Annotated in this window: 24 protein-coding genes and 1 pseudogene; 8 read left to right on the top strand and 17 right to left on the bottom strand. The window is 61.1% G+C overall.

Annotated elements, in window-relative coordinates:
- Window positions 1–120: 120 nt before the first annotated feature.
- Window positions 121–393, bottom strand: coding sequence for a hypothetical protein (locus P3T16_RS18315; protein WP_429258825.1), 273 nt, complete (start codon window positions 391–393; stop codon window positions 121–123).
- Window positions 394–496: 103 nt separating this feature from the next.
- Here P3T16_RS18315 and cynR point away from each other — a divergent pair, with 103 nt between their 5' ends.
- Window positions 497–1,405, top strand: a complete 909-nt coding sequence (gene cynR, locus P3T16_RS18320) for a transcriptional regulator CynR (RefSeq protein WP_429343333.1) — start codon at window positions 497–499, stop codon at window positions 1,403–1,405.
- 35 nt (window positions 1,406–1,440) lie between these two features.
- On the opposite strand, the gene P3T16_RS18325 is transcribed toward cynR, so the two are convergent.
- Both P3T16_RS18325 and P3T16_RS18330 read right to left on the bottom strand, forming a co-directional pair.
- The gene (locus tag P3T16_RS18325) at window positions 1,441–2,316 is read right to left on the bottom strand and encodes an amidohydrolase family protein (RefSeq protein ID WP_429343334.1); all 876 of its coding nucleotides are present in this window, start codon (window positions 2,314–2,316) and stop codon (window positions 1,441–1,443) included.
- 3 nt (window positions 2,317–2,319) lie between these two features.
- Window positions 2,320–3,618, bottom strand: a complete 1,299-nt coding sequence (locus P3T16_RS18330; RefSeq protein ID WP_429343335.1) for an MFS transporter — start codon at window positions 3,616–3,618, stop codon at window positions 2,320–2,322.
- Between the two features lie 155 nt (window positions 3,619–3,773).
- Between P3T16_RS18330 and P3T16_RS18335 the strand changes: the two genes are divergently transcribed.
- Window positions 3,774–4,517 (top strand): GntR family transcriptional regulator, encoded by a 744-nt coding sequence (locus P3T16_RS18335; RefSeq protein ID WP_429258821.1) that lies wholly within the window; start codon window positions 3,774–3,776, stop codon window positions 4,515–4,517.
- A gap of 343 nt (window positions 4,518–4,860) precedes the next feature.
- Window positions 4,861–6,138, top strand: coding sequence for an MFS transporter (locus tag P3T16_RS18340; RefSeq protein ID WP_429343360.1), 1,278 nt, complete (start codon window positions 4,861–4,863; stop codon window positions 6,136–6,138).
- 110 nt (window positions 6,139–6,248) lie between these two features.
- Here the strand turns inward: P3T16_RS18340 and P3T16_RS18345 are convergent, their stop codons facing one another.
- Window positions 6,249–6,872 (bottom strand): ABC transporter ATP-binding protein, encoded by a 624-nt coding sequence (locus tag P3T16_RS18345; RefSeq protein WP_429343336.1) that lies wholly within the window; start codon window positions 6,870–6,872, stop codon window positions 6,249–6,251.
- Window positions 6,873–7,162: 290 nt separating this feature from the next.
- Here P3T16_RS18345 and P3T16_RS18350 point away from each other — a divergent pair.
- A pseudogene (locus P3T16_RS18350) lies at window positions 7,163–7,646 on the top strand (MarR family winged helix-turn-helix transcriptional regulator).
- A complete protein-coding gene (locus tag P3T16_RS18355; protein ID WP_429343337.1) occupies window positions 7,643–8,938 on the top strand; it encodes an MFS transporter in 1,296 nt (431 codons plus the stop codon). The pseudogene P3T16_RS18350 and the gene P3T16_RS18355 overlap by 4 nt, the downstream one beginning before the upstream one ends.
- Window positions 8,939–8,996: 58 nt before the next feature.
- Here the strand turns inward: P3T16_RS18355 and P3T16_RS18360 are convergent, their stop codons facing one another.
- Together P3T16_RS18360 and P3T16_RS18365 are read right to left on the bottom strand one after the other, a co-directional pair.
- Window positions 8,997–9,665 (bottom strand): response regulator transcription factor, encoded by a 669-nt coding sequence (locus tag P3T16_RS18360; protein WP_429343338.1) that lies wholly within the window; start codon window positions 9,663–9,665, stop codon window positions 8,997–8,999.
- Between the two features lie 18 nt (window positions 9,666–9,683).
- The gene (locus tag P3T16_RS18365; RefSeq protein ID WP_429343361.1) at window positions 9,684–10,589 is read right to left on the bottom strand and encodes a S1C family serine protease; all 906 of its coding nucleotides are present in this window, start codon (window positions 10,587–10,589) and stop codon (window positions 9,684–9,686) included.
- Between the two features lie 300 nt (window positions 10,590–10,889).
- Between P3T16_RS18365 and P3T16_RS18370 the strand changes: the two genes are divergently transcribed.
- Window positions 10,890–11,774 (top strand): bifunctional helix-turn-helix transcriptional regulator/GNAT family N-acetyltransferase, encoded by an 885-nt coding sequence (locus tag P3T16_RS18370; RefSeq protein ID WP_429343339.1) that lies wholly within the window; start codon window positions 10,890–10,892, stop codon window positions 11,772–11,774.
- Window positions 11,775–11,813: 39 nt separating this feature from the next.
- Here the strand turns inward: P3T16_RS18370 and P3T16_RS18375 are convergent, their stop codons facing one another.
- The 10 genes from P3T16_RS18375 to bufA1 form a co-directional block, all read right to left on the bottom strand.
- Window positions 11,814–12,977 (bottom strand): YncE family protein, encoded by a 1,164-nt coding sequence (locus P3T16_RS18375; protein ID WP_429343340.1) that lies wholly within the window; start codon window positions 12,975–12,977, stop codon window positions 11,814–11,816.
- 61 nt (window positions 12,978–13,038) lie between these two features.
- Window positions 13,039–13,854, bottom strand: a complete 816-nt coding sequence (locus P3T16_RS18380; protein WP_429258814.1) for a creatininase family protein — start codon at window positions 13,852–13,854, stop codon at window positions 13,039–13,041.
- Window positions 13,855–13,920: 66 nt separating this feature from the next.
- Complete coding sequence (locus P3T16_RS18385) at window positions 13,921–14,229, bottom strand: acylphosphatase (RefSeq protein WP_429258813.1); 309 nt, start codon at window positions 14,227–14,229, stop codon at window positions 13,921–13,923.
- A 274-nt stretch (window positions 14,230–14,503) separates the two neighbouring features.
- Complete coding sequence (locus P3T16_RS18390; RefSeq protein ID WP_429343341.1) at window positions 14,504–16,150, bottom strand: Nramp family divalent metal transporter; 1,647 nt, start codon at window positions 16,148–16,150, stop codon at window positions 14,504–14,506.
- Window positions 16,151–16,266: 116 nt separating this feature from the next.
- Window positions 16,267–16,407: a hypothetical protein gene (locus P3T16_RS18395; RefSeq protein WP_429343342.1), complete on the bottom strand. Its 141-nt coding sequence runs from the start codon at window positions 16,405–16,407 to the stop codon at window positions 16,267–16,269.
- An 867-nt stretch (window positions 16,408–17,274) separates the two neighbouring features.
- The gene (locus tag P3T16_RS18400) at window positions 17,275–18,348 is read right to left on the bottom strand and encodes a VIT1/CCC1 transporter family protein (RefSeq protein WP_429258937.1); all 1,074 of its coding nucleotides are present in this window, start codon (window positions 18,346–18,348) and stop codon (window positions 17,275–17,277) included.
- Between the two features lie 371 nt (window positions 18,349–18,719).
- Window positions 18,720–19,184 carry a DoxX family protein gene (locus tag P3T16_RS18405; RefSeq protein WP_429343343.1) on the bottom strand — a complete coding sequence of 155 codons (465 nt, stop codon included), beginning with the start codon at window positions 19,182–19,184 and terminating at the stop codon, window positions 18,720–18,722.
- Window positions 19,181–19,996 (bottom strand): DNA-binding domain-containing protein, encoded by an 816-nt coding sequence (locus P3T16_RS18410; RefSeq protein WP_429343344.1) that lies wholly within the window; start codon window positions 19,994–19,996, stop codon window positions 19,181–19,183. The genes P3T16_RS18405 and P3T16_RS18410 overlap by 4 nt, the downstream gene beginning before the upstream one ends.
- Window positions 19,968–20,858, bottom strand: a complete 891-nt coding sequence (gene bufB / locus P3T16_RS18415) for an MNIO family bufferin maturase (protein WP_429343345.1) — start codon at window positions 20,856–20,858, stop codon at window positions 19,968–19,970. The genes P3T16_RS18410 and bufB overlap by 29 nt, the downstream gene beginning before the upstream one ends.
- Window positions 20,859–20,872: 14 nt before the next feature.
- The gene (gene bufA1, locus P3T16_RS18420; protein ID WP_429343346.1) at window positions 20,873–21,205 is read right to left on the bottom strand and encodes a BufA1 family periplasmic bufferin-type metallophore; all 333 of its coding nucleotides are present in this window, start codon (window positions 21,203–21,205) and stop codon (window positions 20,873–20,875) included.
- Between the two features lie 131 nt (window positions 21,206–21,336).
- Between bufA1 and P3T16_RS18425 the strand changes: the two genes are divergently transcribed.
- Together P3T16_RS18425 and P3T16_RS18430 are read left to right on the top strand one after the other, a co-directional pair.
- Window positions 21,337–21,996, top strand: a complete 660-nt coding sequence (locus P3T16_RS18425; RefSeq protein ID WP_429343347.1) for a sigma-70 family RNA polymerase sigma factor — start codon at window positions 21,337–21,339, stop codon at window positions 21,994–21,996.
- Window positions 21,993–22,649 carry an NrsF family protein gene (locus tag P3T16_RS18430; RefSeq protein ID WP_429343348.1) on the top strand — a complete coding sequence of 219 codons (657 nt, stop codon included), beginning with the start codon at window positions 21,993–21,995 and terminating at the stop codon, window positions 22,647–22,649. The genes P3T16_RS18425 and P3T16_RS18430 overlap by 4 nt, the downstream gene beginning before the upstream one ends.
- A 266-nt stretch (window positions 22,650–22,915) precedes the next feature.
- On the opposite strand, the gene P3T16_RS18435 is transcribed toward P3T16_RS18430, so the two are convergent.
- The gene (locus P3T16_RS18435; RefSeq protein WP_429343349.1) at window positions 22,916–24,271 is read right to left on the bottom strand and encodes a DUF1254 domain-containing protein; all 1,356 of its coding nucleotides are present in this window, start codon (window positions 24,269–24,271) and stop codon (window positions 22,916–22,918) included.
- Between the last annotated feature and the right edge of the window lie 444 nt (window positions 24,272–24,715).

Here is a 24,715-nt window from a genome sequence, read left to right on the forward strand (position 1 = left end):
CTCTGGTCATACGCGTGTGGACCCGACGGCGCACGGCCTTTCAGTGCGGGCGATTTGGTTAAATACGGATATCTAACCAATAAGATATCTGTAGTGCACCGAAAATGCGCTCACAGTTACTCAGTTCAGAGTTTCGAGCCGCCGTCGACGCGCAACGTGTCTCCGGTAACCCAGCGTGCCGCGTCCGACCCCGGTCGGGCGTTGTTGCGAAAGCCGTCGGTTCCGTCGGGACGGACGTTCGATTTCTTTCACGCCGTCCTCACCAAGATATGCGTACCGGCCGTTACGTGAGCCCTTCAGCGCGACTTCGTCCGACATGAAGCGCGCGATCAGGCAGGTGGCCAATGCACCCAGGAACATCGCACTGATCGAAGCGACGATGAGGTCTTGCATAAGGAATCCCGTTGAGTAATTTCATTCAATTCTGGGTGCAGCTGTTCATATAGTCCAAGACCTGTTTAGAATAGACTCGATAATTAAAACTTATGGGAGGCGCGTGATACTCCGTCACATACGCTATCTGCTGGCGGTCGCCGAATATCGCAACTTCACGCGCGCAGCCGACAGCCTGCATATCTCGCAGCCCGCGCTGTCACAGCAGATACGTCAGCTCGAAAATGAGATCGGCGGACAGTTGTTCGACCGGAGCGGCCGTGTGGTGCGGCTTACCGATTTCGGAAGCGCCTACATCGACTATGCACGCCGTGCGCTGCTGGACCTCGATGCGGGCCAGCGCGCCTTGCACGATGTGCGAGATCTGTCGCGGGGACGGCTGAGGCTCGCTTTCACGCCGACTTTCACCGAATATCTGGTGGCGCCGGCCATCGAACGTTTCCATTCGACGTATCCCAACATTGCGATCGAGATGACAGAACTGTCGCTGGAGGCCATTGAAGGCGGATTGAGCGAAGACCGGATTGATCTGGCGATCGGATTTACGGATATACGGTCGGACGATATCGAGGCCGAAGCGCTGTTTCAGGAGCGAATGACGCTCATCGTGAGCGATAGCCATCCTGTCGCGGAACAGGGCGTAGCCGTTGTCCCCTCGCAACTGGCTACATTGCCTTTGGCCTTGCTCAGCGGTCAGTTCATGTCGCGCTTCTACGTCGACAGCTACTTTGAGTCGCAAGGAATCAAGCCCAACGCTGCGATGCAGGCGAATTCGATCAGTGCCGTGCTAAAGATCGTACGCAGAGGAATCGTCGCAACGCTTCTGCCCAGTGCGCTGCAGTATGAGCATCGCGATCTGAAGTACATCGCCCTTGAACCACGATTCCCGGCGCGAACCGTGGCACTGCTCAGAAGGAAAGGCGCCTATCAGACGGCGACCGCGGCCGCGTTCTCCGCCACCCTGAGAGCGTTACTGGAAACCGGAGCGTTGTCATCGCTGTCTGCCGAATAGCAGAGGGTGATGGAATATCGGTGAGTGTCCCCTCGCTAGGAAATTGAAGTCGTCAAAGTCTTCTTTCCCGTCGGCTCTTTTGCAAAGCGATAGAACGATTGAGCGGTTGAGCACAGCATGGCGTCGAGAATAGCCTTATTCAGGTTCAGGTCGAGCAGGTTCGATAGCGTATCGCTGTAGTTCGCGACCTGCTCGAACTGGGTGTGCGGCCAGTCGCTGCCCCACATGAGATGCTCGGGTCCGAACGCGTCAAGTAGTTGCGCGGTAGCGTCGTAGATAAAATTCGACCCCCGCGCTGCGCATCGGTAGGCGCCCGAGACTTTCACCCATACACGGCCCGACGGGCCGAAGCGCAGCAGGCTCTTGAATCCCGGATCGTTCGTTCCTTGCTGAGGATCCGGCCGGCCGAAGTGATCCACCACCACCGGGAGTCCGGTGTCGAGCAATAATTGAATCAGAGGCGCTATGTCGGCCGCCTCTCTGTGCAGTTCGACGTGATAGCCAAGGTCGCCGAGCCATCGCCACAGATTCGCATAGCTGGGATTGCCCAGGTCTGGATATGCCTGCTGCACGAGGTTTAACCGGATGCCGGCAACGCCGGCCATACTCATATTCAAGAGCGCTTCCCGGCTAACGTCTGGCGAAACCACGGCAACGCCCTTAAGCCGGCCCTGATTCCCGGCGAGTGCACGCAGCAGGCAACTGTTGTCAGTGCCAAGAAAACTTGGCTGAACGAGAACCGCGTTGCCGATATCGTGCGCGTCTAACAGTCCCAGGTAGGCATCAAGCGGTGCGTCGTAGTCGGGCGCGTAACGCCGCTCGACCGCTAGCGGCAGGGATGTCGAAAAGACGTGAGCATGCGTGTCGACACGTTGGGACAGTTGCCGTGTAGCGACGATTGGCCGGTTCATTGATTAGCTCCGTGGACGGTTGAGCGACAACTCAACGTCCTTGATTGCCTGGGCGTTGTTTTCGACGCTCGAAGGCCGCAGACGCTTGCCACGCGTTTCCGGAAGAAAGAGCACGGCGATCATCGCGAGTCCATAGGCAATAGCAGCATCGATTCCGATTGCCGCACCCAGGGACATCGAGTGGCTCATGTAGCCGACCAGGACGGGAAATCCGGCTGATGCGATGCGGCCAAAGTTATAGCAAAAGCCCACTCCCGTGCCGCGCATGTCGGCCGGATAAAGCTCATTGAAAAGTGCGCCCAGACTGGCAGGAATGCCGGCGGCGAAGAAGCCCAGCGGGAAGCCGAGAATCAGCATCTCAGTGTTGCTTAAGGGCAGCATCACATAAGCGAGGACCGTGACGATGCAGCAAAACGCGAAGAGCGCGACGTTACGCCGGCGGCCGATGCGGTCCAGCAGATAAGCGCTCGCCATGCAACCGCACCAGAACGCCGCGATGACGACAGCCAGATAGCCACCGGTATTCAATACGGAGAGATGGCGCTCCTTGGAGAGGAAGGTCGGCAGCCACGTCATAATGGCGTAATACCCACCGTGGGCGCCCGTGCCAAGAATTGCGCCAATGAGCGTCGTCTTGAGAACGCGCGGCTGGAAGACCTGCGCAATCTGTCCCCACACGGAGACTGTCGGCTCGTTCGAACTCGGACCCATACGGGCAGGCTCTTTGAGATTGCGCCGGACAAACAGGACCAGACCGGCAGGCAGCAAGCCGACACCGAACATCACGCGCCACGCTGTATCGGACGGGAGCCAGGAAAACGCCACGGCATAGAGCAGCACCGCGCCCGCCCAGCCTGTCGCCCACGCGCTCTGTACCGCACCCATTGCCTTGCCACGGTGTTCAGCGCGGATCGTTTCCGCCATTAGCACCGCGCCAGCCGCCCACTCGCCGCCGAAACCGAAACCCTGCAACGCTTTGAGCACGAGCAACTGGGGAAAGCTTTGCGCGAAAGCGCAAAGAAACGTGAAGCTTGCAAACCAGAGGATGGTGATCTGAAGCGTGCGGACGCGCCCGAGTTTGTCGGACAGCGCTCCGGCAAGCCAGCCACCCAACGCCGACGAGACCAGGGTCACGCTGCTTATCGCACCTGCCTGGGTATGGTCGATGCCGTACGCCGCGATGATGGCCGGGATAGCCAGCGTGAACATCTGCACGTCGAGCGCATCGAGCCCCCAGCCCGCGAAGCACCCCCAAAAGGTGTTCCGCTCCAGCGGGGTGCCTTCCTTGTACCAATTGAACATTGCTGTCTCCGTCGTCATCCGTCATATATTCATATACATGACTATATGTATAGTGTAGACCAGCCGGCCAGAATTTCAGCAGGGAGAAACCCTCGCTAGGCGTCGCAGATCCTTATGCGATACAGTGACTACTCCTGTGAATAACTATATGAATCATGAACACGGCTTCCCAATCGTCGATCCCAGACGAAAGATTGCCTCGCTATCAGCAACTGCGGGATGACCTGGTGCGTCGCATCGCAGAAGGCGAGTGGTCGCCCGAAAAGGCCATAGCGACCGAGGCCGAGCTCAGTCAGTTCTATAACGTTTCGACGGGAACGCTGCGCAAGGCGATAGACATTCTGGTTGCAGATGGGGTGCTCACGCGAACGCAAGGGAAGGGGACGTTCGTTCGCCGACCCCGGTTCGACTCCTCACTGTTTCGTTTCTTTCGGTTCAAGTCGCCCAACGGGGAGCCGGTACGGCCGACCGCACGCATTCTTCGACGCGAGATTGTGAAGCCACGCGAGGAAATCCGGTCGGCATTGCAGATGAAGGCAGGCGAGAAGGCGATTCACCTCTCCCGGGTCCGGATGATCGACAGTGAAGTCGTTTTATCGGAAGAAATCTGGCTTCGGCGCAGCCGGTTTGAGGCACTTGCGACATTGAAACTGGAAGACTTCGACGATCTGCTTTACCCGATGTATGAGCGTTTGTGCCGCCAGATCATCGCTTCTGCTTCGGAAACGCTCAACGTCGAGCAAGCTACGGCCGACGATGTATCCGTGCTGAAAGTCAAAGCTAACAGCCCGATTATTGTTGTGCAGCGGGTCGCTGCGGATTTTGCGGGGACGCCTTCCGAGTGGCGAAGCACACGTGGCGCTGCCGCTTCCTTCCAGTATCAGGTCGACATTCGCTGACCGATCCAGCGTTGACGCTATCGCTTGCATTTCGTACTTCTGCGCCAGGCGCCGCGTCACGTGATCCGGTCAGCGTAGCCTGAAGAAGATTGCTACCATCCGCCGCCGGCGGACACCCGGGCCGACCGTAGCGGTGTCTTTCCGGGCCCGCAACGCCCCCTGACATGGCATTGTTCGGGTAAAACCCCATGGCGTCGCCGGACAATTCATATAAACATATATATGAATGTATGAATTCCAATGCACCCGCGACTCGCCACAAACGTGGTGTTGGGTCAGCGGTCGCAGCCGGCGCACCCATGGAGCAGTCATGTCGACACCTTTCAGATCCGAACCGCAGGTCATGAAGAAAATGGCTTGGCGTCTTATGCCATTGCTCATTGTTATGTTCCTGATCGCGTTCATTGACCGGCAGAATGTCGGCTTTGCCAAGCTGGAAATGGTGCATGCGTTGGGGATGACAGAGGCGGCATATGGCCTCGGCGCCTCGCTTTTCTTCATCGGCTATCTGCTCTTTGAGGTGCCCAGCACCCTTGCATTGCATCGATTCGGCGCGCGCAAATGGCTCGCGCGAATCATGGTTACGTGGGGCGTCATCACGGTGCTGATGGCATTCACGCACACGTTGCCCGTTTTTTATACGTTCCGGTTCGCGCTTGGCGTTGCGGAGGCCGGTTTTTATCCTGGCGTCATCTATTACCTGACGCAGTGGTTCCCACAAAGCTACCGTACCAGGGTACTCGGATTTTTCACGCTAGGCAGTGCGCTGGCAAATATGCTTGGCGCGTTAGTGGGTGGTCTCCTGCTTTCGTTAGGCGGAACGCTGGGGCTTGCCGGCTGGCAGTGGGTTTTTATCGCGACCGGCATTCCGGCAATCGTGATCGCGTTCGTGGCATTGAAGTACCTCCCCAATTCTGTGGAAGACGCGCCATTTCTCTCCGAACAGGAGAAAGCCCTCGTGCTTGCTGCGTTTAAGCGGGAAGCGTCGGTGGAGGCTACGGCTTCTCGCCCTTGGGCAGCGCTGCTTGACCCGAAAGTACTGATGTTCGCCGCCACTTACATGCTGATGTCGACGTCGCTGTACGGCGTCACCTATTGGCTGCCCACACTGGTCAAGAGTTACGGCGTCTCATCGTCGGTGAACGGATTGCTGAACATGATTCCCTGGGCGCTCGGGACACTGTTGCTTCTGTGGTTGCCGGGCAAGCTCAAACGCGAGCGCGTGGTTTTGAAGGCAATGACCGTCGTGGCAGGTATTGGCGTCATCTGCTTTGCCGCCAGTCTTCTCCTGCCGACGACAACGTTGCGCTTTGCAGCACTGTGTCTGGGTGGCGCGTGCATTCCGCTTCTTTATCCTTGCTTCTGGTCGCTTCCGCCGCGCTTTTTTGTGGGCGCCCGAGCGGCGGCCAGCGTTGCAGCCATCAACTGCATCGGCAACCTCGGCGGGTTCTTCAGCCAGAACCTGATGCCCTACGTTGGGAAAGTAACGCAGAGCCACGCGACTCCTATGCTCGTACCGATGGCCTGCCTGTTCGTCCTTGCGATTGGCACCGCGACTGCATGGTCGGTGAGTGCGCGCAAGCGAGCGGTGGTCGCCTCAGCCGAGCCCCGGTCTGTTTGAATCGAGAGGGGCGTTTTGCCTGCGGTAGAGTTCTGTGGATGGCTGCGTGAAGAAGATCCGGCCAACGTGGCCTATGAATTCGCTTCCAGGCAAGGCGCTTGCACGGTCTCTTAGACGGTCATGCCAAGGTCGACAAAACTGATCGATTTCGCATTGCAAGCTTGCGCAAGGCCCGTGTCATAGCTTGAGAAAAAGACCGTGCGATCCTGGGCCAACGTTTTGAACAACTCAACCAGAACAGCGCGCGCTGCGGCGTCGAGCCCGCCGCCCGGATCATCCGCGATGACGACTGTCGCTTTGCCCAACGCAGTCGCCGTCAGGAACATTTTTTTTCGGGTGCCAAACGACATTTGCTCGAAGCGTTTCTCGATATGTGGCGCCAGTCCGAAGCGTTCTGCCAGGTCAAGCGTATTGCTGTCGACTGCCGTGCTCCTGGTCGATGCCACGCGTTCCAGATACGCGCGACCTGTCTGGAGCGGATCAGCCATGCAGTCGTCAGGTACGTAAGCGAGCAGGCGTTTCGCATCGTGTGTTGCGGTGCGCAACGAATACCCGTCGATCCACACATCGCCTTCGTCGGCCGGGATCGCGCCGGCGAGGACGCCGAGCAAAGTGGACTTGCCGCTTCCCGATTCATCGTTCAGCAATACACATCCCGCGCCGGTGCTGTAGCGCAGCCCCTGGAAAATAGTGCGCTCGCCATAGCGCTTGCAAAGGTTTTCGAATCGAAGCATGAGGTGCAGGGCTGGTCAGACGAAGATTTTGCTGTGCGCCAGTAGCGCAGATTGCGATCGGTATCGTCCCGGCAGCACGGAGTGTTGAGAGGATGAGCGTTGCGACAAGTGTAACAGTGCAAAGCAGTCGCGCCTGAGGCAGCACGATGGTCGCCAGATTGATACAACCATTTTCCGCTTGCAAACGGTAGCGCTTCATTTGCGAACCCGTGCCCGGTCGACTTGACGTTCATGTGCATGCGAAGGTAACCTGAAAAGGTAACCTTCTTAAATTACGACGGATCCTGGAGATGAACGAGCAGCAGGATGATGCCGACATCGCGCGCGCATTAGCGTTGGCAGGGGAGCTTCGCGTTCTCAGCGGCAAGCTGAAGAGAAGGATGCGCGAAGAGGCGAATCTGGGCGATCTAACCTGGTCGCAGACACGGGTTCTGTCTGTACTGGAGCGCGAGGGGCCCACAACCGTGACAGCGCTTGCACGGGCTGAAGGCATGCGTCCGCAATCGATGGGCGAGACGGTTTCAGTGCTGAAGGCCGCCGGACTCGTGAGCGGCGAACCGGATCCCGCAGATGGTCGACAAACCGTCCTGTCGCTGACCGCTGCGTGCCGGAAAGCGATCAAGGCCGGCCGCGCGGCACGGGAGGACTGGCTGTTCCGTGCCATTCGCGCGAAGCTGGCCAGCGGAGCAAAAGAAGCTCGCGACGGCTGTCGAACTGCTCAAGCGCGTCCTCGACGGCGGCAATGTTCCTGAGGACTCGGGAGCGGGCAGGTGAGCGGCACGTTCCGTTCGCTGCGCGGCTACAACTATCGGGTGTGGGCGAGTGGGGCGATTGTGTCCAACGTCGGAACGTGGATGCAACGTACTGCGCAGGACTGGCTGGTTCTGACGCAGCTGACACATCACAACGCAACCGCTGTAGGCATCGTCATGTCGCTGCAGTTCGGGCCTCAACTACTCCTGTTGCCGCTAACCGGTTTCGCGGCCGATCATTTCGACCGGCGCAGACTCCTGTTCGCCACGCAGACTGCGATGGGAACATTGGCGCTTGGACTCGGCATGCTCACTGTCACCGGGTCTGTTCAGCTGTGGCACGTGTATGTGTTCGCCTTTCTGCTTGGTTGCGTCACCGCGTTCGACGCACCCGCGCGCCAGACCTTCGTGTCGGAACTGGTTGGCGAGCGTGATCTGTCGAACGCCGTGGCGCTGAATTCCACGTCTTTCAATGCGGCACGGATGATCGGTCCTGCTGTTGCCGGCGTCCTGATCGCCGCGGTGGGAACAGGATGGGTATTTCTGATCAACGCGGCCTCGTTTGCTGCCGTCATTGGCTCGCTCCGGAGCCTTCGCCTCGATGAGCTTCATCTGAAGAGCAGGGCGGCGCCCACCCGCGGAAGTCTGGCCGAAGGTTTTCGCTATGTCTGGAATCGCCCTGACCTGAAAGCCGTCCTGCTCATGCTTTTCCTGATCGGCACATTCGGCCTCAATTTTCCAGTTTTCATTTCGACGATGTCAGTCACGGCCTTTCATGCCGGAGCGGGCCAATACGGGCTGCTGACGTCGATCATGGCGACCGGATCGGTGGCTGGCGCGCTCCTCGCTGCCAGACGGCCGAAACCGCGCATCACGCTATTGCTGACCGCATCCGCAGTTTTCGGATCCGGCTGCGCGCTGGCTGCGATCATGCCCACCTATGGACTGTTTGGCGCCGCGCTTGTGATAGTCGGCGTCGCCGCGCAGACCGTCACGACGTCGACCAACAGCCTCGTGCAACTGTCGACCGAGCCCGCGATGCGCGGCCGTGTGGTCGCGATACTGCTTGCCATCGCGTTGGGCGGCACGCCGCTCGGCGCGCCGGTGGTCGGCTGGGTCGCCGATCACTTCGGGCCGCGCTGGGCGCTTGGCGTAGGTGCTGCGTCGGGTTTTGCCGCAGCGATCGTTGCAATCCGTTATTTGATGAAGTGCGGGTATCTGCGTGTGCACAGGGACGGCGGACGCATTCGCTTCAGTTTCGACAGGCTCCATGCTGGGGATGCTGGAATCGGTCGGCCTGTGGATCAGGCTTGATTGGCGTTGACGTTCGATGGATAGCGCCAGGACGCGGCGACGACATCGCGTCGATTCACTACACCATGATGAATCCGTGCCGCATACCGAGCATCACCGCTTCAGTGCGGTTGGTTGCGCCGAGCTTGCCGAAAATCGAGGAGAGGTGGAATTTCACCGTGTTGTCTGAGATATCGAGTTGCCGTGCGATCTCCTTGTTGCCGAGTCCGTCCGCGAGCATCGCCAGTACTTCGATCTCGCGCAAAGTCAGAATTTCGAGGGGCATTCTGGGCGTCGTCTGCCGCGGCAGTTTCCGTCCGGCCAGGAGCCGCGCGAGGATCTCCGGCGACAGCACGCTAAGGCCTGCGGCCACGGCTTCGATCGATGCGACGATTTCGCCTGGCATCGCGTTGCGCGGCAGGATCGCCGTCGCGTCACCCGGCAAGGCATCAAGGATCCAGTCGCTGTCCGCCTCGTCGATCAACAGGACGAGCGCCGAGGGCGCGTGTCCTGCGTCCAGTCCGTCCTGGGGCACGTCGCTCGCCGCGGGCTCCACGTCGATCACGATCACATCCGGTACTGAACCGGCAAGACGGTCGGCGAGCATTTCCGCGTCCGCTGCGCTGGCCGCGAATCTGAGTGCCGGACTGGACTCGACAAGCGCTTGCAGGCTTGCGCGCACCTGCGGCGAATCCGCAATGACCGCGACCTGAACTGCGCCCATCTGTGCCATCTGTCCATCCGACATTTGACCGGTTCCTGGACTTCACCGGCATGAATCCCGTTGTGGGCGTTCGCCGACGGTGACCGAACACTCGCTGCGTTCACCGCCCCGGATCAACCCGATTTTCAACCGCTGTCCGATCCTTCCGGAACCCAGCGCGGTGTGCACGTCGTCCATGTCGCGGCAAGGCTTGCCGTCCAGTTCGATCAGCACATCGCCGAGGAGCACGCCCGCCGCCTCGGCGGGACCGCCCGGCGCGAGCGAATTGACCAGTAATCCGCGGTTGGAAGACAGGTTCATGTTCTTGATCCACGCGTCCGACAGGTTCACCTGCTGCGTGCCGACGCCAAGATAGCCCCGTGAGACTCTCCCTTTAGCCAGCAATTCGTCGGTGACGCGCTCCACGGTCATCCCGGGAATCACGATGCCGAAGCCACGCGCCAGCGCCGATGTGCAGATGCCCATGACGTGCCCGCGCACATCCGCGAGGGCCGCGCCTGAGAACCCCGGGTGCAGGCCGCCGTCCAGTCGTACGAAGGCATCGAGCTGACCGCCGCGCCAGGTGCGCCACGGACCACCAGCGCTGCCGATCACGCCGAAATCGGCACTGGTGCCGAACGCGTCGCCCCGCGCGACCGCGAGCGCAAGATGACCTGCCTTGAGCGAGCGGGCATCGCCGGACTCGACTGGGTCCAGGTCCACGCCGTCCAGTTTCAGTACGGCGACGTCAGTGCCTGTATCCCGTCCCGCGAGGACTGCGGCGACCACACGACCATCGGCCAGAGTCACCTCGATCCCTTCCTCGCGTCTGAGCGTGTGCGCAGCGGTGACGACGACGTCGTGCCGCCAGATTACCCCACTTGACGGAATGCGACGCCGGCCGTGTACCGCGACGACGCTCTGTCCGACCCGCTCGACGATTGCCGCCAGATTGTCGGACAGATCCAGCAGGGGATTTCCGCTTGACGATGTATTTTCCATCTGAAGCCTCCTGTCGATTGCGGCGCGATCCGCTCGCGCCTGACGCCGCCCATTCCGCACAGATCCCGGGTAAGTAAAGTGGCGACGTGCGGATTCAGAATGACAGAACGACAATGGACGCACACCACCCGAACGGGTAGCTGGCCGGATGCAGCAGGCACATCGGAGGCATCGCTGCAGCCACCGCTGCGGGACGCGCGTGATGTATGCCCATAGTGAAAACGCGGGCGTTGACGAAGTCATAATCTCTGACTAAAGTCAGAGACTATGAAGACACTCGATATTCAGCAGGTTCGAAGCTTCAACCGGGTAGTGGCTGAGGGCATCGGCGCGATCGACGACCGCTTCCTCGGCCGCGGCCGCCCAATGGGCGAATCCCGGCTGCTGTGGGAGATCGGTCCCGATGGCGCTGAAGTTCGAACCCTGCGCGCGCGTCTCGGCCTCGACTCGGGTTATCTCAGTCGCATCCTTGTCTCTCTCGAGCGGCAAGGGCTGGTGGTGGTCGAGGCTCATCCTGATGACCGCAGAGTGCGCAGGGTCTGTCTCACCGAGACCGGGCTCAATGAAAGAGCCGAACTCGACCGAAGATCGGACGCGGTGGCCTCGCGCGTCCTGGAGCCGCTCAGCGACCAGCAGCGTGTGGCACTTCTCACGGCGATGGCCGAAGTAGAGCGGCTGCTACAGCCATCTTTCGTGCGCTTTTCGATCGAGGACCCGACCACTGAAGACGCGCGCTGGTGCTTTGAGCAGTACTTTGCAGAACTTGATAAGCGTTTTGAGTCAGGATTCGACCCGTCGCTAAGTCTTTCAGCTGATTCCTGCGAATTGACGGCGCCCGCTGGTGCCTTGATTGTCGCGAGACTGCGCGACCGGCCGGTAGGTTGCGTCGCACTCAAGCTGCACAAGAGATCTCCGGCCGAGCTAAAAAGGATGTGGGTCAGTCCGGCCGCCCGCGGTCTCGGCGTGGGCCGGCGACTGCTTGATGAAGCGGAGAAACATGTCCGGAAATCAGGAAGCCGGGTCGTCCGTCTGGAGACAAACCGGACGTTATCCGAAGCGATCGGTCTGTATCGACGGTCTGGGTATGTTGAGGTAGATGCATTCAGCACCGAGCCGTACGCTCACCACTGGTTTGAAAAGAAGCTGACCTGACGTGGCCTGTTCGACGCCTGCCCGAGCGCGGTGCCTCGGTCAACGCATATTCCCGGTGTGCCCCAGTGAATAACGCCCAGGCTGCGGCCAGACCGTGAGGCCGTGCGGCTCCATGCCGACCGGAATGGACTTGACCGAACCGGTCGTCGTGTCGATCGCGTAGATCACGTCGTCGAAGCGTCCCGATAGCCACAGCATCTTGCCGTCGGCGCTGACGTTGCCCATGTCAGGACTGCCGCCGCCTGGAATCGGCCAGTTCACGACGACCTTTCGTGTTGCGAAGTCGATCACCGACACGCTGCCCTTGCCATGTTTCGGCCCGTGCACGAGATTGGAGCCGCGATTGGACACATAGAGCCGGGTGCCGTCGCGGCTCGGGTACAGGCCGTGCGTACCGACGCCGGTCTTGATGAAGCCGATCTTCGTGAAGCTGTCGCCGTCGACCACGTAAACGCCGTCGGCCATCATGTCGGCGACATAGAACAGCTTGCCGTCCGGCGAGATGCGGATGTCCTGTGGCATGCCTTTCCTGTCGAGTTCGAGGTAGCCCACGACCTTTCGGCTGACGAGATCGATCTTGGCCAGCTTGCCGCCGAATTCGCAGGTGAAAAGCGCGTACTTGCCGTCGATCGAGAAATCGGCGTGATTGATGCCCTTGCACTGCGGCGCTTCGAGACTCGATTTCAGCGCCATCGTGTGCGCATCGCGAAAGTCCAGTCGCGCGTGCGCTTCGGCCACCACGATCGCCTCTTTTCCGTCCGGCGTGAAGTACATGTTGTAGGGATCGTCAACCATGATCTCCTTGCCGGGTTTGCCGGTCTTCGGATCGATCGGGGTCAGGCTGCCGTCGGGGCGGCCTTCAGCGTTGTTGGCCACCCACAGCGTCTGCAGATCCCATGCAGGGACGACGTGCTGCGGACTGACGCCGACGTGAAACCTGTCGACCACCTTGAGCGTGGCCGGATCGATCACGTAGACGTCGTTCGAACGCAGGTTCGGCACATAGACGCGCGGCAACGCGCTGGCGATCGCGGGGCTCATGTGGCCGGCGCCCGCTTCGCTGTACAGGTTATCGGGGTTCGCCACGGGCGGCATGCCGGCCACCGTGGTGACAGCCAACGCAGCGCCGGAGCCGCAGAAACCGGCCAGCGCAACGGCGGCGGCCGTTGCAACATGCGAAAAGCGGGGAGAACACAATTGCATGGCGAAGTCCGTTATCGAGTGAATGGCGATCGGGGGCGGAAGCGGGCGCGTGTCGAATGCTTCAATGGCTTGCGGTCCCTTTCTTGATGGCATCGATCGTCCGCGACACGATCGCGTCAACGCCCAGTTGACCGAGTTCAACGCTTGAGTGCCGCGGGTCGCCGCCATAGACGCCGTCGGCCGGTCCCGGTTTCGGACCGCTTCGCAGATGCTCGAGCCGCACCATCTGCGGTGCGACCGCCAGCAGCAGCGAGGTATCCGCGAGTCCCGCATGGGTGCCGATCTCGGCATCGCTGACGCCGTGTTGCCGCAGGATCTGCGCGTAGCCGTCCGAGCTGGTGCCGTAGTACTCTGGCGGCACGAATGCGCGGGCGCCCGAGCCGGCCCAGCTTTTGTTGAGTTGGGCTACTGCGTGCCTGACGTCGTTCTGGTAGCCGCCGTGGTCGCCGAGAAAGACGACGTTGGTAAAGCCGTGAACCTTGAAGCTGTTCGCGGCGGATTCCAGCGTTTTCTCGAACGCGTCGTCCGGTACGGTGATCGTGCCGGGAAAGCGCATGTGCGAGGTCGGCGGAGCGTAGCCGCCCTCCGGCACATAGGCGATGACCGGCGCGACGATTGCGTTGCCGAGGCCCTCGGCGATACGCTGCGACAGCACCTTGACGCGCGCGTTGTGCTTGCCGAGTGCGACGTCGGGGCCGCTTTGCTCGGTTCCGCCGATGGGGATGATGATGGTGGTCTTGCCCGCATGGATCTGGTCGCGCAGTTCGGTCCAGGTCAGGTCCTCAAGGAGTACGGTTTTCGGGGTTTGCGCAAAGACGGTCTGCGTGGCGATGAGCAAAATGGCGGAAGCGAAAGCTCGTCTTAATGAAAAGCGCATGAAGGCTCCTCATGGGAAATGCTTATCGTAAACGAACGTTCTCCAGCTGTCGCTGCCTGCTACCGCTCACTGGGTGGGCAGACGCTCAAAGTTGTCAAAGCGGGCAAACGGCGGCTGTACCTCAGTCACCTCGAGCTCGTCGACAAGCGCTGCGGACATACCCTCGCTGAGCCAGGCGCACATGGTCGCCAACTGCTCCGGAGAGCCCTGCAGCATCGCCTCTACCGAACCATCCATCCGGTTGCGAACCCAGCCCGTTACGCCCAGCGCTCTGGCGCGGCGTACGCACGCTTCCCGATAGCCGATACCCTGTACCTCGCCACGCACCTGTACCAGCCGGGTTTCGAGCGGCTCGTCGTTATCGCCGGATTCCATGCGCGTACTCCAGTTTCATGTTGATGCACCCGCGAAGGCGCTTAAATGAAGCGGCTCGGCGGTACCGGGAGCAAAACGAATAGCAGCGCTGTCATTGTTCGGAAAGCGAATGTCCTGTGAGTCGGTGCGGATTGAGCGGACAGAGCGCGTTCGAGGCCGACTCACGACATCCACCTTTCGCGCCACGCAACCTGCCGGCTGGTTGCGGGCAGGTGTGGATTGCGCGTGAGCGAATGGATGGATGGAGAGAGTACGGACTGCGCCGGCGTCTGTTTTACTTCAGGAGCGTCATCTGCACGACCTTCACGATGACCAGCGCAACCGCGAGCAGCAGATAGCCGCGCAGCACGCCCATCCAGACACGCTTGGCCAGCGTGAGGTTCGGGGCCGGCAGTTCGTCCAGCGGCGGCATGCGCCACGTATCGCGCGCGCCTTTCGGATACGTCTGCACGTCGCCGTCTGCCTTTTCACGACGCAGCTTGCGAAGGCCTAACGTTGCGGCATAGCCGACGATGGCCAGCAGTGTCCCGCCAGCGAGCGTTTCCAGAATCGTCTGGCCCGTAATGTCCGGGTACATCACCGACGCGGTGAGGATGATGGACAGCATCACCAGCACCCAGATCACGGCGCCCGTGAAGACGTTGAGCTTCTTCGAGTTGACCCACGGACCGAGGACGGCCTTGTCATTGCACAGCAACAGGAGGAACACCGTAGCGCTGGGAAGCAAAACACCCGCGAGCGTTTGCACCGCTTCGGTCAAGAGACCCAGCGGGCTGCCAGGAATCAGTACCAGCGCAGCAGCGGCAGCAACGATGCCGAAGTAAACGAGATAGAAACCCTTGGCGTCCGACACGGGGCGATGCAGCGAGTGGCGAATCTTGAACACGTCGCCCATCGCGTATGCAGTCGACAGCGACACCGCCGCAGCGCCAATGATGGCGGCGTCAAACAGCGCGACCGCGAAGAGAACGGCCGACGTGCGGCCTGCATACTTTTCCAGGCCTGCGATGATGCCGGCGGCGTCCGTGAACTTGCCGAGCTCGGGCTTGCCGGCGTACAGCGCAGCACAGAACGAAATCATCGCCACTGCGCCAATCAGTACGAACACGATGCCAATCCACAGGTCGGCCTTTTCGTACTTCATGAAGCGCGGCGTGATGCGCTTGTCGACCACGTAGCTTTGCTGGAAGAACAACTGCCACGGCGCAACGGTGGTGCCGACGATGCCAATGACCAGCAGCATCACGTCGCTGAGCTTCGAGTGAGCGGGCCAGTTCGGAATGAAGAAGTCGCGTGTCATCTGGCCAACCGGCGGGTGAATCGACACCAGCACAGGCACGAGCAACAAGCTCAACACGCATAGCCCGACCGCGAAGCGTTCGAAGCGCCTGAAATTGCCCGTACTGACGGCGGCCATGGTCAGCGCAGCGGCAATGCACACCCCGGCAATCTTCGAGACACCGAAGAAGTCGAGCACGAACGTGATGCCGATGAACTCGGTCACGATAGTCAGTGCATTGAGAATGAACAGATCAACAACACTGAACGCGCCCCAGAATTTGCCGAAGCGTTCGAAGATGAGGCGCGCGTGGCCGACACCGGTCACGGCGCCGAGCCGCAGCACCATTTCCTGGTTGACGAAGAGCACCGGCACCAGAAGCAGCATGGTCCACAGCAAGGTGGTCCCGTAGTTCTGCCCCGCCTGGGTGTAGGTGCCGAAGGCGCCGGCGTCGTTGTCGCCGACCATCACGATGAGACCCGGGCCGAGGATGGCCAGCAGCGTACGAAAGCGCGCCCACCAGTTGGTGCGAGGTGCGGTGTCGTGGTGGGCGATCGTGCCGAGCGCGCCCCTGATGTCGCCGACGTGCGCCGCGTCGAGCACGGCGCTTCGCGTTGATGAGACTTGCGTTGGAGTAGACATTTTGCTTTCTTCTCTGAGTCTGGATTTGAAGTGAAATGCGCGCCTCCGGCATACGTAAGGGCGTGTGTCGTGCAACGACGGCGTCGCTTGCGTATGGCGGAAAAGAACGTGTGAAATCAAGAAACGGGAGTCTTGAGACGCAGCCAGAACGCGGCGAGTCTGTGCGGTTTGGGAGCGTGCGGGGCAAGCATGGCGTCGTAGTGGACGCGTGATTCCTGGACGTGCGGCAGGTGCGACAGAAGGAGGCCGAAAGTCATGATATTTCTCCGGGCGTCTGGCTTAACGCGGTTTGAGAAAAGCCAGAAGACGCGAAGGCCGGGCGCACGATGCGCGCAGCGACGAACGTCTACTCGCTTTCCTCAGGCAAAGGCAAAGGTGAGCGGTATATGGGGTAACTGTCACTGTCCGGCATGGCGGTTCTCCTTATCGGCGTCAGGTACGCACGCCTGCTACACGCATCTGCTACGCGTGTGCTGATCCACGCGCCCGCCCGCGCTGATGGTTTGAAAGGGCGCGAACGAACGCAGCCGCGAGTTGACGCTCGCGACGCGTTGCCAAACGGACGCGCGTTATCGCTGCGGCCGAATGGCGCTAATCAAGGTGCACGGAGAGAGTGACTACGGCGCGCACCGTCTGCCTGCTGGCAAGACGGCGGCTGGGAAAAGGGAGCGCGGACGTCCTGCGGGTCAGGCAGCGAAAATATTCGAAGGTCGACTACTGCAGGTGTCCAAGGCATCAGCCCCGTTTGTGAAGATTGTTAAATTTTAGGCGTCGCCCGAATCCGAAGTCAATATGCTTCGTTAAGCAGAGAAAATATTAATTTTCGGGCGCCGCCAGATCTTTCAGAACGGCAGTCAAGAAAGGGGGATGAAAGCGCGGGGCGGCTGCGAATGACCCTGTGTTACGGCTGAGCGGGTGGCTTTCCTGAGCGAGGACCGGATTCACAGTACCGCCACACTTCGCGTGTCACATCCTTCCAGTGCGCGTTCCGGTCTGCGGCATTCCCAATCTGAACAATCCATCGCAACGCGTCGGCAACGAAGCTGTGGTTGGCGTGAGGACCACCATCACGTTCTGATGCCGATGTATCGACTCGCCCGAATACGGGCGAGTCGAGCCGTACGCTACGACATCGACACCCCGAGCAGCGCGCCGACACCATATGTGAAGGCGGCGGCGACACAGCCAATAATGACCTGGCGGGCCGATGAAAACCAGGCGGTCCGCCCGTTGAACAGCGATGTGACCACGCCGATAATCGCCAATCCAAGGATACTGAGCGCGGCGCTCGTCGCAATGCCAATGAGGCCATGCGACCAGAAAAATGGCATCGCTGGAAATATGGCGCCCAAGGCGAAGAGGCCGAAAGACGTGCCGGCCGCACTCCATGGATTGCCTCCGAGCTCGTCCGGGTCGATGCCAAGTTCTTCCCGTGTGAGCGTATCGAGCGCCTTGTCATGGTTGCGCATTATTTGCTCGGCCACCCGATGTGCCTCGTCCTTATCGAGACCTTTTGCCTGATAGATGAGCGCCAGCTCGCGCTGTTCAGCCTCGGGCGTGTGCTCGAGCTCCTCAGCTTCACGCGCGATCTGAGTCGAAGCGAGTTCCCTCGCATTCGTCACCGAAAGCCATTCGCCTAACGCCATGGAGCAGGCGCCTGCGATGAGGCCGGCGAGTCCTGTGAGAAGAATGACCTTGCTGGATGACCCGGCGCCGGCCACGCCCATGATGAGACAGAAGTTCGACACAAGGCCATCATTGGCGCCGAGCACCGCGGCCCGCAAATCGTTGCCCGACGCCCCGCGATGCCATGACTCCGCCCGGACGATTTCCGCGCCGGTCACGCCCCCGGTGTGGCCTCTTTGCGCTGCTGCCGCCACGACTGCCGCATGACTGTGTTCGTCTGCAGAGAGGCCGAGTGAATCCGGCTGGTTTGCGTATTTGTCGCGGTCCGCAAACTCGGCGGCAGCCAGCACTGGAAGTACAAAGCCTGGACCAAACCGGCGTATAAGCGTGCGCAATGTCTTCGTTTTGAATGACGGTCTGGCAACTGGAGCGTGGATGCCCCGCTCCGCGAGCCTGGCGCGCCATAACTCCGCATGCTCCCGTTCAGCCTGAGCTAACTGCAGGAATACGTCCCGGCGGGATGAGTTCGATTCCGCTGCCGCGAGTTCTTCATAGAGCGCAGCACCGTCCATCTCGTCCCGCAGGTTGGCACGGAACCGTTTGACGTCTTTCTTGTGGGGTTGTGTCATGAGCACAGTGGTCCTGAAAGTCATCGCGCGAGTGTAGGTGGTTTCCCGTGACAACAAGATAAAGGCCACACGCTTCGCTTTAATTGCGAATAACAAGGGCTCTCATTCTCGCTTAAGCCGCGCGCGTTCCGGAGCGAATGAAGGCCCGGAAGGCTGTGAGCGATTGCTGCTGTGTCCGTCGCAACTGTGCTCATCTTCGCGCGGTCGCTCGTCCACCTCGATTTGCTGTCTGATGCGATGCACCTTGCTCAGCGGTTTCTGCCTTCCGCGAATTGTGAGCGTCGTTAGCCAGTCTCGTCTCCTGCCGGAGAGAACTAGCCGATCCAGCGGTATCGTAGCCAATGATCGACGGACAAGGTTCCGGCACCGCGGCATAGGAGCACCAGCAGCATGGCAGCCCACTGAACGTGCGTGGGCCATGCCAGGGGATAGACAAATATTTCGATGACGGCTGTCATTCCCAGAAGGACGAACGCAACAGGCCGGGTTGCCAGGCCTAAAATCAGCAGCACGGGTGTGGTTAGCTCGATCGACACGGCCACGTAGGCGGCGAGTTCCGGCGGCAGGAGCGGCAATCTGTATTCATCGCGGAACAGGGCAAGAGCGGTCTCCCAGTTCGCCAGTTTGGTCATCGCGGAGTTCCAGAAGACGGTCGCAACCGCAATCCGTAACGGGATCGCGAGGAGCGCGTAGGGTACACGCTCGAGCCATCGGGCAAGACGCGTGATGCGACTACGATTGACCGGGGACGGGCCGATCGGTTGGGGAGAGCGTGTCATGGAGAAGTTCTCCGGAACGCGCGTGCGGATGTCCCTGAACCCACGCTGGCGTCCACAAGGCATCCGCGCGCCAGATGCAGGGCAAGCACGGCGTGCGCGTCGTCGCAGGATGCCTCTTCCAGCGCTGCGGGCAACGATTTCCCCAAAAACAGCGCTGCTGTAAAGCGCCATTCGCACTCGCCCAGACGCACCACATCGATGCCGCTCTGCGTTCGATGAACGAGCAGCCAGACGGGCCCATCCGCGAGATTGACTGCTTCCATGGTCCGGTCATCGCGCTCCAGTACTGCGCGCCAGATGACGTCAACCGGGAATTCACATCGCAGCAGCCGCACCGCCGGGTGAGACTGGAAGCGCAATTCCGCCGGCCCGGCTTCGCCCAGTGCCGTCAGGCGCGCGATATCGAGCGGAGCGGCGTCTGGCGCGTGGAGGACGAGGTTGACGTGCCATTCCAGGCGTGCCACGTCGGCGAGATAAGGCACCGATGCCGCTTGTGGCAGCCGGTCCAGAAAGTCCGGAAATTCCGCGCCGTACTCATCCAGCCACGCACTGCGCGGTGGAGCCTGTGCAACGAATAGCCGCGCAGCGCCGTCGAAAAACACCGGCCCGACCAGATGCTGCACGGCCGGGAAGGCCAGGCGAAGGGCCGAGGAAAGCACGCTCGCGCAGGTGTTCCGGTAAATGCCTAGCCGTGTGGCAGCGTCCAGCCCGTCGGCGATCACCCAGGTCGACGCGTCACCGTCCGCGCAGTCGAGCAGGCTTCGCTGCATCGCGCGCTGCAGTTCAGGCAGCGTTGGCACGCGGAGATTCAAGACGTTGCTCCTCAAGCGCGGCCTCGGCCATCGCTGCTTCTTCCATCAGGGTTTCGACCGGCGGCACATCGGTGTCCCATTCGATCAGGGTCGGAACTGGCCCGAAGCGCCTGAGCGCCTCACGATAGAGCGCCCAGACGTCCGGTGCGACGCGCGAGCCGTGATCGTCGATGCGCAGCATGCGGCCGTTGTCGAGTTGTCGGACGCTGTGTCCGGCGAGATGAATCTCGCCAATCGCGGCCGGAGGTAGCGCAGCGAGGTAGATCATCGCATCCCAGCCGTGATTGCAGGCACTGACGTAGATGTTGTTGACGTCGCACAGGATGCCGCAACCGGTGCGTTGCGCGACCTGGGTCAGGAATTCCCATTCCGGAATCGTCGAATGCCTGAAACGCAGATAGGTCGACGGATTCTCCACGAGGATGCGCCGCCGGAGACAGGCCTGCATTTCATCGACATGCCGGCAGACAACGCTTAACGCCTCTTCGGTCAGCGGCAGCGGCAGCAGATCGGCCAGATACGTACCGCCGGCGATGCTCCACGACAGATGTTCGGAAACGAGACCGGGTTCGACCCGCTCGACCACGCTGCGCACCCGGGCCAGATGCGCGGCATCGAGCCCTTCGGCGCTGCCCAGCGACAGCCCGACGCCGTGCAGCGAAACCGGATAGTCGCGGCGAATTGTGTCCAGGTATTGGGGTGCGCTGCCGCCGCCCATGTAGTTCTCGGTATGCACCTCGAACCAGGCAACCGCGGGTCGCGTGTCGAGCACCGGCTGGTGATGGCGAAAGCGCAGCCCGATCCCGGCCTTCGCCGGAATCGCGCTGGATACTTGCTGCGCATGGACCGCGGGAACGCTCATCAGTGGGTACCGGCTCAGCTCGCCTGCAGCTTGCCGCCCTGAATCTTCAGGCAGTCACCCGCCGGCAGCAGCACGAACGACTTCGTATCGCGTGCCTGGGTGGCCTGGCCGGCACACGAGTGGGCACCCTCGGCGCAGTCGTTCTTCGCGACCGCATTGACGCCGTAGCATTTTTCGAGCTTGTTCTTCTGCATCCGCATCATGTTGTCCTGGACGACCTGCGGCATCTTGCTCATGTCCTTCATCTCCTGCGCCTGTCCCGGCAACGCCTGCATCGCAAGCGCGAGACCGATCGCAGCGGACAGGGTCGAAGCGGCCAGTAGCGGCTTACCCAGTTGCTTGCTCATTTTGCATCCTCCTGAGGTGGGGTCGCAGAATCGCAACCTGCAGGAAGATTCGTCGGGCAACGGACAAAGGTTACGCCGTCCGCAAAATTTATATTCACGCAGGCGCCCGGCCAAACGTGCAAAATTGGGTCATGGTCTCCAGAACGAACCGCCCGGGCCCACCGCTGAGTATCGTACGGAATGCTCAGGATGCGGCCCCGCCTGATCACCCGCCCGAAACGTCGGAGACGCGCCCCGACGGCACGCTCGACTGGTCGATCCTGATGGCTCACGCGCAGGCGGGCGACCGGGATGCGTACCGGCGCCTGCTTGAAGCCATCACGCCGTATTTGCGGGCGCTCGCGGCCCCGCATTTCGGTAACCGGAGCGACGTCGAAGATACGGTTCAGGACATTCTTCTGACCATCCACACGGTGCGTCAGACATACGATCCGGCCCTTCCGTTTGGCCCCTGGCTGTTCACCATCGCCAACCGGCGCATCGTCGACGGGCTGCGGCGACAGGGGCGTCTCGGCGCGCACGAAGCACCGTTCGATCCGGAACATGAAACCTTTCAGACTGCTGAAGCGAATCTACAGGAAGAGGCGGTGGATGCCCGTATGCTACGTGAGGCTGTTGAGCACTTGCCGGCCGGACAACGGGACGCAATACGCATGCTGAAACTCGAAGAGATGTCGTTAAAGGAAGCCGCTGCCGCGAGCGGCATGTCCGTGGCTGCGCTCAAAGTGGCAACGCATCGGGCTTTGAAGAATCTGCGCAGGTTGATCGAAAAGCGGGGTGGCCGGTCATGACCTCAACCTCTGATCTGATCGATTCGCTGGTCGCAGACGCAAAGCCGGTGCGACGCCTGCGTCCGCCTGTGACGAGGGCCCTGTGCTGGCTGTCGTTTGCGGCGCTGGTGCTGACGCTGGTCGCGCTCGTGCATGGTGTACGGCCCGATCTCATGCTCAAGCTGCGTCAACCCACCTTTGTCGTTGGCGTGGCAGCAGCCCTGATCACCGGTGTGCTCGCCTCGATCGCATCATTCATTGCGAGCGTGCCGGGCCGATCGCGGCGGTGGCTCTGGCTGCCTGCACCCGCCGTGGCGGTGTGGATGTCCACGATTGGCTATGGATGTCTGACGAACTGGGTGAGTATCGGGCCGGACGGGATGTCGCTGGGCGAAACCGCGCGCTGCTTCGCGACGCTCGCGATCACGGGTATTCCGCTTTCGCTGGTGATGCTCATCATGCTGCGGTACGTCGCGCGCCTGGCGCCAACACCTGTCGTGATGACGGGAAGTCTTGCTGTTGCCGCGATGACCTCGGTCGCACTGTTGCTGTTCCATCCGCTCGATGCGACGGCGATGATCGTGATGTGGAATATCGGCGTCGCGGCGCTACTCGTCGCCCTCAGCGGCCTGTATGGACGCCGGCTGTTCGGCTGGATCGCGCCGCAGGCATGAGTCGGTCTGACAGCGACTGTGGGTAGTGCGCCCGTGGCCGGGGCCCGGAACCCTGAACGTCAGAGCCCCATTTTCTTTGTGCGTCGCGTGGGCTGTTAAAGCAACTAGAGAATTTTGATGACGTCGCCGGGCACCTGCACACAGGTGCCGGCGCGAGGGGCGTTGGACGGTCGATTTTGATGGACGAAAATGTGCGACATCGAAAGCGGCGCATGACGTTCCGCGCGCCACCTGACGCAGCGATGGCGCGCGGCAAGTCGGGTCTCTTATTGCGCTACCTCCGTTAGTCCAGGCGGCACGTACGCCTGGTCGAGCAGGGACTTGCCGGGAATGTAAGTGCGCAACAGCAGATAGAAATAGTTGCCCTTGCCGGATGGCAGCCAGTTTCCTTCCTTATCCGCACCCGGGGAATCGGGTTGAATATAGATGGTGAGGCCGCCGTCGGCGTCCTTCTTCAGGCTTGGAGAGCGATCGCCCAGTGAATAGCGATCGATCGGGTTATCGATGAAATTCCGGTCATACGCATACAGGGTCATCGACCAGAAGGCTTTCGTATCAGGAAGCTGGTCTGCCGCAAAGTGCATCACGTAGCGCCTGTCGCCATCCAGCATCCTGCCTTGCGTATCGGTACGGGCGCTCAGGTAAATCGATTCCGCAGGGTCGTTCGCAACCAGGCCGATCAGGCTTTGCAGACCGCCGCGCACCAGAAAATCGTCGGCAGGCGTCGTGCGGCCGAAGGTAGTCGGCGAGTAACGCCATCCGCCCGGAAGCGTCTTCATATGGTAGGCGGTGGAGGCAGTCGCATTCAGTATGCGCCAGCCTTCCCTGGCGGCACGAATCAGGCCGCGTCTGGTCGGCTCATCCATCTTGTCGACATCCATGCCTGGGCCGATTCCGATAGTCGCGAAGACTTTCAGCAGCGTCGCATCGCGTTCAGCCGGCGGATTTTCCGTCATCGCGCGGTTCATGGTCTTCCAGTGCGCAAGCGGGTCGGTTGCCGGATCGACGGGTGCCCACACGTCGCGACGTTCCGGCACGCGGGCATTCGTCTTGCCCCACAGCGACAGCGGTGTCAGCTGGTACTGATGCATGAGCGCTTTCGCAGCCGGGATGTCCTCTGTCCCATTGACCAGCGTGCGGCCCCATAGTAGTGCCCAGGGCGTCGGCGATGGCGGCAGCGCTGTCACGCCTTTGGGCAATACGCCCTTCCAGTCTGGTCCGACGATCGCGTAGTTGCCCGCCTTATTGCCGGTGCTGCGCTGGCCGACGTAGGCAAAATTGTCGGAATCCATGCCGGTCAACTGGATCGTGTAATAGCGCTCGCCGGTGTCAGGCACGTGGAGGATGAGCGGTTCCTTGCTCAGGTCGACCCATGCAAGCGAATACAGCGTATCGTTGTTCGGCGTTCCACCGTCGCGCCATCTGGCCGTTACCAACCGCGGCGCGTGCCAGAAATGGTCGACTGGCATATAGGCGGTGTCATCGTTGATGTTTTGCGTGATCCATTGGTAACGTATCGTCGCCCCGTGCACCCAGGGGTAACCGAAGACATACGCTTGTATGCCAATTGCGTATGCATACTCCTCACGCCAATCGACGCCTTTGCCGGGGACGTAGTTCATGCCCGGTTCCGGCGCTGGCGCCAGGGCGTGGGCGGGGCTGAGCGAACCGAGGAGCGACACGCCCAAAGCAAGGGCAGCCAGAGGCGCGCGTAGAGATCGCATGTTGAGTCAACCTGTCTTTTGAAGAAGAAAAATCTGAAGGCGCGAATAGACGCGATCCGGTTCGATAGTGACGGCTACCGCGTTGCCGGGCCTCACGCGCGGACATCGCAACGGTAGTCAGGGCAGGGGGGGTAGTTTCGTCAGCAGACCGGATTACATCGTCTTTCGCGTGGGAATCCGGAAAGTCATCTTCCAGAATGTTCCGGCGGTCCCAAGTTGTGGGACCGGCCGTTCGCCACAGCGGCAGTCAGAAGCGATGCGTCATCCCCACCGTCGCCATCACCTGGTTCGTGCCACCCTCGGTCACGGTAACGCCCGGCCAGCTGACCGTCGCGGCGCCGT

The organism is Paraburkholderia sp. GAS42 (assembly GCF_050436565.1).
GTDB lineage: Bacteria > Pseudomonadota > Gammaproteobacteria > Burkholderiales > Burkholderiaceae > Paraburkholderia.